The sequence below is a fragment of the Segatella copri genome (genome assembly GCF_019249655.2).
Classification (GTDB): Bacteria; Bacteroidota; Bacteroidia; order Bacteroidales; family Bacteroidaceae; genus Prevotella.
Window position 1 is genome coordinate 2104522 of record NZ_CP137557.1, and the last position, 12703, is coordinate 2117224.

At 51.1% G+C, this 12703-nt stretch carries 8 protein-coding genes; all 8 read right to left on the reverse strand.

The genetic code is table 11. The features are described 5' to 3' along the window. Positions 1-331 precede the first annotated feature (331 nt). The 8 genes from KUA49_RS08295 to rsmG all read right to left on the reverse strand — a co-directional run bounded on the left by KUA49_RS08295 (position 332) and on the right by rsmG (position 12567). A complete protein-coding gene (locus KUA49_RS08295; RefSeq protein ID WP_218412265.1) occupies positions 332-1966 on the reverse strand; it encodes an ABC-F family ATP-binding cassette domain-containing protein in 1635 nt (544 codons plus the stop codon). Between the two features lie 673 nt (positions 1967-2639). After that, on the reverse strand, positions 2640-3539 hold the full coding sequence (locus KUA49_RS08300; RefSeq protein ID WP_218412264.1) for a discoidin domain-containing protein: 900 nt from the start codon (positions 3537-3539) through the stop codon (positions 2640-2642). A gap of 31 nt (positions 3540-3570) precedes the next feature. Beyond that, positions 3571-5538, reverse strand: a complete 1968-nt coding sequence (locus KUA49_RS08305; RefSeq protein WP_218412263.1) for a RagB/SusD family nutrient uptake outer membrane protein — start codon at positions 5536-5538, stop codon at positions 3571-3573. 7 nt (positions 5539-5545) lie between these two features. Beyond that, positions 5546-8755 (reverse strand): SusC/RagA family TonB-linked outer membrane protein, encoded by a 3210-nt coding sequence (locus KUA49_RS08310; RefSeq protein WP_218412262.1) that lies wholly within the window; start codon positions 8753-8755, stop codon positions 5546-5548. Between the two features lie 286 nt (positions 8756-9041). After that, positions 9042-10526 (reverse strand): ATP-binding cassette domain-containing protein, encoded by a 1485-nt coding sequence (locus tag KUA49_RS08315; RefSeq protein WP_218412261.1) that lies wholly within the window; start codon positions 10524-10526, stop codon positions 9042-9044. Between the two features lie 108 nt (positions 10527-10634). Further along, positions 10635-11276 (reverse strand): crossover junction endodeoxyribonuclease RuvC, encoded by a 642-nt coding sequence (ruvC, locus tag KUA49_RS08320; protein WP_218412260.1) that lies wholly within the window; start codon positions 11274-11276, stop codon positions 10635-10637. A gap of 9 nt (positions 11277-11285) precedes the next feature. Further along, entirely contained in the window at positions 11286-11930 is a 645-nt protein-coding gene (locus tag KUA49_RS08325; protein ID WP_218412259.1) for an MBL fold metallo-hydrolase, read from the reverse strand. Between the two features lie 13 nt (positions 11931-11943). Then, the gene (rsmG, locus tag KUA49_RS08330) at positions 11944-12567 is read right to left on the reverse strand and encodes a 16S rRNA (guanine(527)-N(7))-methyltransferase RsmG (RefSeq protein WP_203038391.1); all 624 of its coding nucleotides are present in this window, start codon (positions 12565-12567) and stop codon (positions 11944-11946) included. Between the last annotated feature and the right edge of the window lie 136 nt (positions 12568-12703).

A 12703-nucleotide genomic window follows, 5' to 3' on the forward strand; every position in this document is an offset into this window, starting at 1 on the left:
TTAGTTTTTTTAGTGGTTAATTTAGTTTTAGTAAGTATGTGATAGGATCTGTTGTGAAACAGGTCCTATTTTTTGTATGTCCAGACGTAAGCAATATGATGTGAAAAGACATCTGTTCTTGATGTGAAAAGATATCAGTTCTAGACTCAAAAAATATCTAGCCTTAAGGGAAAAAATATCTAGCCTTAAGGCAAAATATATTTTCCCTTAAGGGTAAATATTCCTAGCCTTAAGGCTAAATAAAATAAGCCTTCAGGAGATGCCGCTTTCTTACGGCTCCTGAAGGCTTCTGATTCCTATTTCTTTACCAAATTCTGAAGTTCTCTGATTCCTATTTCTTCTCCAATTCCTGAAGGCTTTCCATCTTCTTCGACTCCAGGAACTCGTAGATGCCGCACAGATGTTCACGAACCCTGCCATGACCGAATTCATATACCTTGCTCACCAATCCATCCAGGAAATCACGGTCGTGACTCACCACGATGAGCGTGCCGTCGAAATCAAGAAGCGCCTGCTTCAGCACATCCTTCGTCTTCAAGTCCAGATGATTAGTCGGCTCATCGAGAATCAGCAGATTCACAGGCTCCAGCAGCAGCTTCAGAATGGCAAGACGGGTTCTTTCGCCACCCGACAATACCTTTACCTTCTTGGTAGAATCCTCGCCACCAAACATGAAGGCACCCAGCAAATCGCGAATCTTGTTTCTTATCTCGCCCTTTGCCACATCATCTATGGTCTGGAACACCGTGAGCTCGCCATCCAGCAAAGAAGCCTGGTTCTGAGCAAAATAGCCTATCTGCACGTTATGCCCCAGCTCCAGCTTGCCCTCGTTCTGCAGCTGACCCATGATGCATTTCACCAGCGTAGACTTACCCTCGCCGTTTCTTCCCACGAAGGCAATCTTGTCGCCACGTTCCACGGTGAGGTTCACGCCGCTGAATATCTGCTTGTCATCAAACGACATCGCCACGTCGCTCATCTGCACCGGATAGGCACCGCTTCTCGGACTCGGCGGGAACTTCAGTCGCAGTCGGCTGGTATCCTCTTCATCCACCTCGATGAGTTCCAGCTTTTCGAGCATCTTCACGCGGCTCTGCACCTGGAAGGTCTTGGAGTAGGTGCCCTTGAACCGCTCGATGAAGTCCTTGGTTTCGGCTATCATCTTCTGCTGCTCCTCATATTTCTTCATCTGCTGCTCGCGGCGCTCCTTGCGCAGTTCCAGATACTGGCTGTAGGTGGCCTTGTAGTCGTAGATTCTGCCCATGGTCACCTCGATGGTGCGGGTGGTGATGTCGTCAACGAATTTGCGGTCGTGACTGATCACTACCACTGCCTTGGAACTGTTGATGATGAATTCTTCGAGCCATCCGATGGATTCGATGTCGAGGTGGTTGGTAGGCTCATCGAGGAGCAATACATCAGGCGATTTCAGCAGCAGCTTTGCCAGCTCGATGCGCATGCGCCATCCTCCCGAGAACTCGCTGGTAGGGCGGTTGAAATCGGAACGCTCGAAGCCCAGTCCGAGCAGCGTCTTCTCTACATCCTCCTCGAAATGGGTCATGTCGATGGCGTAGAACTTTTCTGAAAGGGAAGAAACCTTCTCGATGAGCTGCATGTAGTCGTCGCTATCGTAGTCGGTGCGGGTGGTAAGCTCGTTGTTGATGCGGTCTATCTCCGCCTGCATCTCGTGCAGATGGGCGAAGGCCTGGCAGGTTTCCTCGAACACGGTTCTGCCGTCTTCGGTCATCAGGTGCTGAGGCAGATAGGCGATGACGCAGTCTTTCGGGGCGGATACGGTGCCACGGGTGGCATTTCTCACGCCTGCGATGATTTTGAGCAGGGTACTCTTTCCTGCGCCATTCTTGCCCATCAGGGCGATACGGTCCTTCTCGTTGATTTGGAAGGAAATGTCTTTGAATAGGGTGGTGCCGCCGAACTCGACGGTCAATCCATCAACTGTAATCATATTTCTTTCTTAAATCTTTATTTTATTATATTTTATTACTTAATTCAAGTTTCGCAAGTAGCATCTACCGTCCCCGAAGGGGGCGAATGTGAATAACCGCGGGTGGAATGACCGAAGGGAATGTAACCTGCGGATAGTGACAGATACTCTCTTATCGTCCCCGAAGGGGGCGAACAGGAGCAAGACTGGATGTGGTTCGCCCCCTTTGGGGACGCTTTCTCCCTACTATTGGTTGTCCGCAGGTTTCATGACCTTCGGTCATTCCACCAGCGGTTATTGAAAGTTGGCCCCCTTCGGGGACCGGAGGTCATTCCACCAGCGATTATTGAAAGTTGGCCCCCTTCGGGGACCGGAGGTTACTTGCGAAACTTGAATTACTAAATTCAAAATTATTCTAGAATGAGGTATAGCATAAGTCCATCACTCTGATTATCATTTTGCAAAGATACGAAAAATTATCGGATAGGAATCAAAAAAAGGAGGAAAACTTGCGCTTTCCTCCTTTTATCTGATGTTTTTGTTCTTTTCAGAGCTTCTTGAATCCCTTTTGAAAGATTTTCTTTCAGGGCTTCTTGAATCCCCTTTTGAAAGATTTTCTTTCAGGGCTTCTTGAATCCCCTTTGAAAGATTTTCTTTCAGGGCTTCTTGAATCCCCCCTTGAAAGATTTCTTCTTTACTTCATTGGCTCTTTCTCAGGATCGTAGATAGAACGGGTCATTTCCTTGATGCTCAGCTCGGCCATAGCAATCCACTGGCTGCCGGAATAAGCTTCGTCAATCTGCAGCCAGAGATACTTGAACTCATCTTTTTCACTGAACAGACCAGGAGATGTATACTCAGGAGCCGTGCCTTTCGGCAGAACATCGCTACCCAATTCACCAATCTTCCATGCTTCGGCATCAGTAGGGTTGTCGGCCGCCTTGTTGCTTGCCCAGATGGTGATGTGCTTAGGGTTGTCGTTGTTGTTGTTGTTACGGCCCTTATACCAGAACGATACGCCCTTCACCTTCTTGCCCAGGTCTACACGAATGTAGTGAGGCCATGGAGTTGGAGCACTCCAGCTCATGTGGAAGTAGGTGCCGTTGTTGCCGTCGATGAGGGCTGCGATAGGACCCTCGGATGATTCCTGGTTGTCGGTCCAGAGCTGTGCTGCGGTCAGGCTGATAGGTCCCACCTCGTAGTCCTTGATGTCGGCAGGCACGTAGCCCGCCTTGGCATTCTTGGTGAAGAGCACCTTCTCGCCGCCGTCTCTGCTCACTGCCGTGAATGTGTAGGCGAGTTCGCCATACTTGGCAAAGAGTCCGTCGATCATGAGGGAATCGGCATAGGCGCTGGCGTTGAGCACGCGGTGGCCCTTAACGGGGTCGTCGTAAGCCACCTTGATATAATAGTAGTCTGGGTGCTCTGGAGTAGTCCAGTGGAACACCACCTTGCCTGGCTGGAGGCTGTCGATGGTGACGGTCTGCTCTTTGATGTTCACTGCCGGTGCAGTCTTGTCATCATCAGAGCATGCTGCCATTGTGCCGACAAGGGCCACAGCCGCAAGCATTTTTATGATATTCTTTTTCATCATTGTGTCTTTTTATTTGTTACAATGCTTAAAATTAATAACCCGGAGTCTGTACCACGTGGTCGTTTCGGTTGATGTCGGCTGATGGGATAGGCATCAGATAGTTCATCGGCGACTGGAACTTACGCTCGAATACTACTTCTTGTACCTCGCTGAAGTCGTTGATGTTCTCGGCATCAATGTTCAGACCCTTCGCCTTCACGTTGAAGTACTTCTCGGCAAGCAGCCAGCGGCGCATATCCCAGAAGTTCTGATTCTCGAGATAGAACTCGTTCATGCGCTCGTTGCGGATGATGTCGCGCAAGCCTTCCTTGGTGGTAGCCTTGGATGGGTCCTTGCCAAACTGCTCGTAAGCTTCCTTCACTCCTGGCAATCCGGCACGGGTGCGCACCTTGTCAAGGTAGAGGCGGGCATTGGTCAGGTCGCCAGTCTCGGCAAGACACTCGGCGTAGCTCAGGTAAAGCTCTGCCAGTCGGATGAGCGGCCAAGGGGTATTGGTGTAGTCGGCACCTGTCTTCGACTTCACCAGGTCTGGATTGATGAACTTCTTGTTCAGGAAGCCTGTTGGTGAATAGTTGCTGGTACGCTTAGAGTTAGCGTCTACACCACGGCTACAGTTGCCACCGAGCACGAAGTCGCAGATAAGTCGACCGTGAGTGTTGTCTGAAGTGAGTGTGTAGTTGGCATCTTCACTATATGCACCGTTGTTGGAAGCACTCAGAATCTCGTAGTAGCCATCCTGGAAGGCAACCCAAGCATAGTAGCGTGGCTCGCGGTCGAGGTTGAACTTCTGAGTCTTGCGGCCTGGATATGCCTCGTCCTTGTGAGCCTCATCCACTTCTACCGGATCCCAGCGGTTGGCATAGTCGAATGTCTTGTCCTGGTCGATAGGCAGACCGTTCTTGGTGTAGAAGCGGCTAAGCATGGCAATAGTAGGAGCCACACCATTCCAACCCCATCCACCATTGATGTACGGTATACTCTTGTTCTGCAATCCATAGTAGCCCTCACCACGTGAGTCAGCCCAGATAACCTCAGAGTTGGCACCTGCCTTCTCGTCCTCAGCCGAGTAGTCGGTGATGGTGTAGCGCAGAGCACGCACTTTTGGGTCGGCAGGATAGCCGTTCTTGTTGAGCTTGCAGTCGCTACGGTCGTAGAGGTGGTAGCCTGCAGATTCGGCAGCGGTGATGGCATCCTTGAAGGCTGCGGCAGCCTTGCTCCACTTGCTCTCATCGGGGGTAAGCGGCATGAGAGTTTTTCCCTCCTTGTCCTTGAAGTCGGAATAGAACTTGCTGTTGCCGTTGAACAGTGGGGATGCGGCATAGAGCAGCATCTTTGCCTTCATCGCCTTGGCTGCTACGCTGGTGGCAAGACCGAACTCGCCTGCCTGTGCACCGGTGCGGGTAGCAGGCAGACCCTTGGCTGCCTCGTCAAACTTCTCGCAGATGAAGTTCACGCAGTCGTCGTAAGGCTCCTGGCCCTGATAGTCGGATGGCAGAAGCATCGGGTCTGGAGTCTGGTGAACGATGATGATAGGGCCATAGCAGCGTGAAAGCAGGAAGTGGTAGTATCCGATGAGGAAGGTAACCTGTGCCTTGTAGTCCTCGCGGTCCTTATCAGCAAGTCCGTTGAAGTTGCCGGTCTTGTTCAGCTCGTCCTGGAACATGTAGCACTGGCGGATTCCCTGATACAGGGTGTTCCAGTAGCTGATCACTGGGTTGGAGGCTGAATAGTTGCCCTTAGGGAATGCGGCGAATGTCTCATGCTCGAAGGCTGTAACCACCTCGTCTCCGGTAAGGAAGTCGAGCGATGTCGGTCCGGCGTTAGGGGTAGGCAAATATCCGTAGCAGGAGTACAGATAGTTGAGGGCTGCCTGGCGGTCCTTGGTCATGTCGGTGCCAGTGGTTGTCTCGGCAGGAATCACATCAAGATAGTCGCACGATGTCATCGTGAAACCCGCAGCGAGCAAGCAGCCTATGAATGCTTTATTGAGTATTTTCATATCTTCTTTAATTTAATGTGAGTTGGAAACCTACGTTGATTGTCATCTGTGTCGGATACTTGGTGGTGTAGTTACCACCGCCCATCTCAGGATCCCACTCCTTGAAAGGTGAGATGGTGAGCAGGTTGGTTCCGTTGACATAGAATCGCATGTTCTTGAGCGTGTAACCGATTTCTGCGTTCTTCAGCTTCAGGAATCTACCGTTGCGCAACCAGTAGCTTGATGATACTGTGTTGTGGTTGTTGTAGTTGTCCGTGAGGCGTGGATACTTCGCATTCGGATCCTGGTTGTCCGGGCTCCAGTGGTCTTCGTCGATGAACTTCAGTACGCCACGGCGATAGGATGAACCGAATGGCTGGATATCGCTGAGCATCAGTGCTACGTTGCCGCGGCCCTGGAAGAATACGGAGAAGTCCCAGTTCTTGTAACCTACTGATGGTCCGAAACCGTAGATAATCTTCGGAACGCTTACGCCCAATGGCACCTGGTCGTCGGCTGTGATGCGGCCATCGTACTTGCCATCGCGGTCTGGCTGGTCTACATACTTGATGTCACCAGGAGCAATGGCGATATTACCGAGCGTAGAGGTTGGATTGTTGGCGATATCTGCCTTGTCGATGTAGAGTCCGTTGGCTACGTAACCCCATACGGTTTTCACGTTCTTGCCCTGGCTCTTCATGGCATCGCGCTTGCCCGGAGCCTCATCGTATACGGAAATCTCGTTGTTGTTGTAGGTGAATGTGCCCTGGAACTGTACGGAGAGATCCTTGTTGATGCGCTTGCTGTAGTTCACTGCCAGATCCACACCCTTGTTGATTACCTCGGCAAGGTTACCATAGATCTTGGTATTGGCTGTACCCAGATAGTTTGGTATGGAGAGCTTCTGCTGGAAGATGTTGCTGCGGCGCTCGCGGAACCAGTCGACGGTGATGTCGAGGGCATTGAAGAGCTGCAGGTCGAAACCGATGTCGAGCTTATGGCCCACCTCCCATGATACGTTCTCGTTGCGCAGACGGTTCCATCCCGGACCGGAATAGGTTACAAAGTTGCCTGGCAAACCGGTGGTGAACGAACCGTTGCCGGTGAGCGATACGTCCTCACGATAGATGAAGCGCTCGTAACCATACTGGTCGTTACCTACGAGTCCGTAAGTACCACGAATCTTGAAGTTGGAAACGGTTTGCTTGATAGGCTCCCAGAACTTCTCCTCGCTGAGGTTGTAACCCAGACCCACAGATGGGAAGAAGCCCCACTGGTGACCCTTGGCAAACTGCTCGGAACCGTTGTAACCTGCGTTGAACTCAATCAGGTAGCGGTGCTTGTAGTCGTATGTGGCACGTGCTGCGAAACCAATCTTGCGCTGTGGCAGAGACGAGAGCACATTATCTACAAAGATATTGGAGTTATACTGGTTGATGTTCCAGAGGAGCATACCCGTAACGGTGTGGTCGCCGAAGCTTCGGTTGTAGTCGAAGTATGCCTGAGCATAGTAGCGGCGGTCGCCGGCATTCTGACCCGAGTTGCTGAGCACAGGCTTCGAAGGGTCGCCCTTAGGAGTCTGCACGTAGGTATAGGTGCCGTCTTCGTTCTGGGTATAGTTCTTCAGCTCGTAATGGTTGTAGTTGAGCGAGCGGAAGGTGGTACTCTTAGACCAGTTCTTGAACGAGAACATCAGGTGGAAGCCCAGACCCTTGGTAATGAAGTCGAGCTTCTGGTCGAAGTTCAGGTTGGCATTGATGGTACTTGCGAATGAATCCTGATATCCGCTCACGAGTCGTGCCATCGGGTTGGAGTTACCTCCGTTGGCAAGCTGGCGGTATCCCCAGTGAACCCACTCGTCGCCCTCATTGTTATATGAGATAGGGAAGAGCACTGGGTTGGCATTCATCATCTGCGAATAGAGGTCGTTCAGAGAACGAGAGATGTCGTTGCTGCCTGCCAGCGGACCGTGCATGTTGTCAAGTCCGGCATAGAGGTGGAGCGAAATCTTCGACGACTTCGACATGTTGAAGTCGATGTTGTTCTGGAACGCATATCGCATGTAGTCGATATTATTGTTGTAAGAATAGTACTCCTTACTGCGGTTGCGCAGCATACCGGTTTCATGGCTCACGTTGAGGTTCATGAAGTACACGATCTTGCTGGTACCACCACGCACGTTCATGTTCGCCTTCTGGTTGTATGAAGCCGACTTGAACATCTCCTTATACCAGTTGACATCTGGGAATATCTCGCCGTTCACGTGATTGCGTGTGTTGGCAATCTGCTCTGCCGTGTAGAGGGTGTTACCCGTACCTTCGTTGGTAACAGCCTCGTTGAAGAGCTCCATGAATCGGGCACCGTCAACAAATTTAGGTTTGGATGTAGGCATGGTTACGTTGGCCTCAACGCGGAATGAAATCTTCGGCTTGTCGAGGTCCTGACCACTCTTGGTAGTAATGATGAGCACACCATTGGCACCGCGCGAACCATACATGGCGGTGGCTGAAGCGTCTTTCAGGATAGAGAAACTCTCGATAACGTCTGGGTCGAGGTGGTTGAGGTCGTCCTGCGAAATCTCCATACCATCCATGACGATGAGTGGCGACTTGGCACCACTGATGGTGGCGATACCACGGATGTAGAAGTCAGATCCGTTGGCACCTGGCTGACCGCTGCTCTGGGTAGCGATGACACCCGAGAGACGTCCTGCGAAAGATGATGAAATACTAGCCGATGGCACACGCAGCGACTCTGGTCTTACCTGCTGCACGGAACCCACCACGGTTTCCTTCTTCTGGGTGGCACCGAAGGCAGTGACTACCACGTCGCCAAGGGTCTGTGAGTCTTCCTTGAGGTGAATGCTCAGCGGCTTGTTGCCGTTGAATCTCACTTCCTGGGTCTGGCAACCGATGTAAGAAACGACGATAACTCCACTTGTGGAATTCACGTCGAGTTTGAAGTTACCATCCACATCGGTTACAGTACTTTGCTTCGAGTTGTTCTTCAGAACAACCGTAGCACCAATAACAGGTTCACCTGCTTCGTCAAACACGGTACCAGTGATACGCTGGTGCTTTGCCTGCTGCGTAGCGTTGAAAACGCTTTCAGTCTTGGGTTTCAGGGAACCAGCAATGCCTGTACTTCCAACAAAGTTGTTGTCTGCTGCCAATGCTGACATTGGCAAAAGCATTGCTGCTCCAATCACACCCAGCTGCTTTCTTGCTTCTTTTTGCATAAGCTGATGTTAGATTAGAATGAATACTATTTAGATATAAATCTCTTTTTGAGTGCAAATGTAGCAAAAAAATAAGTAAAAATGTAAAACCTTTAGCTTTTTTAACTAGAAATGTTTGAATATTATAGTTATAGTCTACAAAATTCTCTTTTAAGGGTACATGTTCTGCTTCAGAATAACAGAAACCCCAGTCTGCTTGAAGCTGGCAGGCTGGGGGGATATCTTTAGATTTTTTCTTGTCTTGATGCATGTTTATGCATATTTTATGGTAATGCATCTCTCATGTTTATGCATGTCTCGTCAGGAAGATGCTGTGGTCGATGCATGCAGGTAGTTCTTCTTTGTAGTGTGTCACCATGATCATCGTCTTGTTGTTGCGCTTGCAGAACGCCTCGATGATGTCCTTCACCAGACGGCGGTTGTGATTGTCGAGACCATGCAATGGCTCATCCAGGATGAGCAATTCCGGGTCCTTTACAAAGGCACGGGCAAGGAGAACCAGGCGCTGCTCGCCGCTTGAGAGCTTCAGGAAGCCTCTATCTTCCAATCCTTCCAGTCCGAATACCTTCATCCAGAAACGGCACTTGCCCATATCTTCCTCCTTAGGCTTTACGTAGAGACCTACGGAATCCATCAGTCCGCTGGCTACGATGCGGATGGCTGGAAGGTCGCGCTGGTAGGAACGGTGAAGCTCTGGCGATACATAGCCGATGTGCTTCTTGATGTCCCAGATGCTCTCGCCGCTGCCACGAGGATTGCCGAAGAGGGCGATGTCGCAGGCATAGCTCTGGGGATTGTCGGCACAGACCAGGCTCAAGAGGGTACTCTTGCCGGCTCCGTTCTGTCCGCTCAGTGCCCATCGCTCGCCGTTGTTCACGGTCCAGTCGAGGTCTTTCAGGATGATGCGCTTGCCATACTGTATGCGAACCTTGTTCATCTTCACCACTTCCTGGCTCTTGTACTCGCGGTCGCTGTAAGGCAGGTTGATGATCTGCTGCTCCAGTTCCTGGCTCAGCATTCTGCTTGGGATAGGGGTGCGCTGGGCAAGATATTCCTCCTTGGTCAGCTTCGGCATCACCTTCATATCCTTCACTTCCACTACGTGGGTGATGAAATCAGGAATGTCGTCGCTCTTGCTCAATACGAGGATAATCTGCAGGGCATGCTCCTGGGCAAGCGTCTTGAGGAGTTCCTTCAGCTGGTCGCGGGTGTCGGCATCGAGTCCGATAAACGGATTGTCCATGATGAGGACACGTGGTTCAGAGAAGAGGGTAGATGCCAGCTTGAACTTGCGCAGCTCGCCGCTGCTCAGCAGGATGGTGTATTTATCGAGCAGATGCTCCATGTGGAAGAGCTCGTAGATGTGCTTCTGCAATGCGCGGCGCTCGGGAGTTTCCTCGCCCGCCATGCCGTAAGCCTCTTCCAGCTTATCCTTCACAATCGGCGTATTCTCGTCTATTTCCAGCTGGTTCCATCGCTGCTGCAGGAAATAGGTGCGGTCGTTATCGCCTCCGTAGGTGTCACGGAAGGTGATATACTTGATGTTGTCGCTCACCAGCGTCTTGGTGCTGGGCGAGAAATCATAATCCGGGTCGTGCATTAACAGAGGGTGTCTGCCGACAATGATGTCAACAAACATCGACTTTCCACCACCGTTTGGTCCTACGATGGCGATGTGCTCGCCTTCGCAAGATTCAAAGTTCACTGGCTCGGCCATACGCCATTCCGGCATACGAGTCACGCCATCCTTAATGCTAATAATCTTTTGCATCTCTCTTAAAATTGTGATTTATGTGTTGTGCAATACACATATTATATATGTTATATATGTGTTCGCAATGAATGCTACTTGTGTGCTTGAAGCGTTTTGCAACGAATGCTACTTGTGCGTAGTGCGGTTGATGGCAGCCAGGAGTTTGGCTTGCGGTCCGGTCATGCCGTTGCCTCCGCCTATGCGTCCCTGGTTTTTCTGGGCGAAATCCTTCCAGCTGCTGTAGTGCTTGGCACCGGTTTCGGGTCTTCCCATCTGCAGGAAGTGGCAGTAGGCGGCACCCAGGGCATCGGTGGCATCCATGAACTTCGGCATTTCGTCTTCCTTGATGTTGAGCATGCGCTGCAGCATTGCTGCCACCTGCTCCTTGGAAGCCTGTCCCTGTCCGGTGATAGCCATCTTGATTTTCAGCGGAGCATATTCGTGGATGGGCACGTCGTGGTGGATGGCGGCAGCGATGGCAACGCCCTGGGCTCTTCCCAGCTTGAGCATCGACTGCACGTTCTTTCCGAAGAAAGGTGCCTCAATCGCCATCTCGTCGGGCAGGTAGGAGTCGATGATGCCCGTCACCCGCTCGAAGATCTTGCCCAGTCTCAGATAGGGGTCCTTCTCCTTGCGCATGTCGATGATGCCCATCACCACCAGCTCTGCCTTGTTGCCCATCACGCGAATCACGCCGTAGCCCATCACGTTGGTACCCGGGTCAATGCCCAGGATTATCTTCTCCGTATTTGTTTTCTTTTGAATCATCTTGATGGCTTATCGGTCCATGTATGGGTTGTGTGCCAACTCCTCGCCGATGCTGGTTGCCTCGCCGTGACCCGGAAGCACCTGGGTCTCGTCTGGGAGCAAGCCCAGATGGCGCAGGCTGTTGATGATGCGGAACATGCTGCCGCCAGGGAAGTCGGTTCTGCCGATAGAGCTCTTGAAGAGAGTGTCGCCCGTGAAGGCTACGTGCTCTGCCTCGCAATAGAAGGTGACGGATCCGTTGCTGTGGCCTGGGGTCTCGATGATTTTGAATTCGTGATTGCCGAATTTGATGACTTCATCTTCCTCGAAGAAATGACCGATAGGAGGGAAGTCGGTGTCCAGCTGCATCTGGTAGAAGGTTTCTGCCTGGTGCTTGAGTCCCTTCATCAGTTTCTCGTCGCCCTGTGAAACTTCCGGCTTCAGTCCGAACTCCTTGTAGATGGTGTCGTTGCCGAAGTTATGGTCCAGATGGCCATGGGTAACGAGCAGATGTACTGGCTTCAGTTCGTTCTTCTGGATATAGTGAGTGATGGCGTTGCGCTCTTCTGGATAGAACGCACCGCAGTCGATGATGACGCATTCCTTGGTCTCATCGCTTACAACATAGCAGTTTTCCTGCAACATGTTGACTTGGAATCTTTCGATATGTAACATTTTTACTTTGTATTTATGCTGGAACATAGATGAGTTGCTTGTCTTGCTTGAACCATTCTTCCTCGAAGAAGGTGCTGAGAGGGGTGATTTCCGCCACGTTGCGATAATCCTTGAGCTCTTCCTGCAGGTTGCCGCCTTTCAGGCAGATCAGACCGTTCGGCAGGGCGTTCTGCCCCTTCTTCTTGAAATTCTTCTTGATAATCTTCATCAGGTCGGGCAGCTGCATCACGGCACGGCTCACCACGAAGTCGTACTTTCCCTTCTCGTCCTCGCCACGCAGGTGTTCTGCCACGAGATTCTTCAGTCCGATGGCTGAGGCTACCTCGTTGCATACACGGATCTTCTTGCCGGTTCCGTCGATGAGCTTGAACTTGCACTCAGGGAAGAGGATGGCGAGCGGGATGCCAGGGAAGCCGCCACCGCAACCGAAGTCGAGAATCTCGGTGCCCGGACGGAAGTTGATGGCCTTGGCGATGGCCATGGAGTGAAGCACGTGGTGCTCGTAGAGGTTGTCGATGTCCTTGCGGCTGATGACATTGATCTTGTTGTTCCAGTCGCGGTACAGCTCGTCGAGTGCAGCGATTTGCTTCTTCTGCTCATCCGTGAGATGAGTGAAATATTTCTCTATGATGTTCATTCCTGTTTAATGCTTTATATTTTATATAATAAGGTGCAAAGTTAACTCAAATTGGTGACAATTCAAAATAATATAGCTTTTTTTATATATTTATTATGATTTTGGGCTCGACTTATTAAAAAAATGTGTACCTTTG